The organism is Streptomyces pacificus, assembly GCF_011766325.1.
Classification (GTDB): domain Bacteria; phylum Actinomycetota; class Actinomycetes; order Streptomycetales; family Streptomycetaceae; genus Streptomyces; species Streptomyces pacificus.
The window spans coordinates 1-756 of record NZ_BLLG01000067.1 but is presented as its reverse complement, the minus strand read 5'-3'; the positions used below and the strand labels follow the sequence as shown (position 1 = coordinate 756).

Sequence of the window (756 nt, the reverse complement as noted above, 5' to 3'; positions counted from 1 at the left end):
TGTATCATCCGGACCCCGATCACGCCGGTACGTCGTATACGCGTTCCGGTGGTTTTCTGCACGATGCCGACCTGTTCGATCCCGAGTTCTTCGGTATGTCCCCGCGTGAGGCGCTGGCGACCGACGCGCAGCAGCGGCTGCTGCTGGAGGCGGCCTGGGAGGCGCTGGAGCGCACCGGTGTCGACCCGGTGTCGCTGCGCGGCAGCCGCACCGGCGTGTTCGCAGGCGTCATGTACAACGACTACGCCCAGATCCTGGACGCTGAAGCCGAGGGGCACCAGGGCGCCGGTACCTCACCGAGTGTGGTCTCGGGCCGGGTGTCGTACACGTTCGGTTTCGAGGGGCCGGCGGTCACGGTCGACACGGCGTGTTCGTCGTCGCTGGTGGCGATGCATCTGGCGGCTCAGGCGCTGCGGCAGGGCGAGTGCGATCTTGCTCTGGCCGGCGGTGTGACCGTGATGTCCACCCCGGGTGCGTTCGTCGGGTTCTCTCGTCAGCGGGGGTTGTCCGAGGACGGGCGTTGCAAGGCGTTCGGTGAGGGTGCGGATGGTGTGGGTTGGGCGGAGGGTGTGGGGCTGCTGGTGTTGGAGCGGCAGTCTGATGCGGTGCGCAAGGGGCATCGGGTTCTTGCGGTGGTGCGTGGTTCGGCGGTGAATCAGGATGGTGCGTCGAATGGTCTGACGGCGCCGAACGGTCCTTCGCAGCAGCGGGTGATCCGGCAGGCGCTTGCGTCGGCGGGGTTGTCGGCGGGGGATG

General features: G+C 68.1%; 1 protein-coding gene. It reads left to right on the top strand.

Annotated features, from left to right (window positions below):
- On the top strand, positions 1-756 hold a 756-nt coding region (locus tag SCWH03_RS28270), incomplete at both ends, for a beta-ketoacyl synthase N-terminal-like domain-containing protein (RefSeq protein ID WP_173267771.1).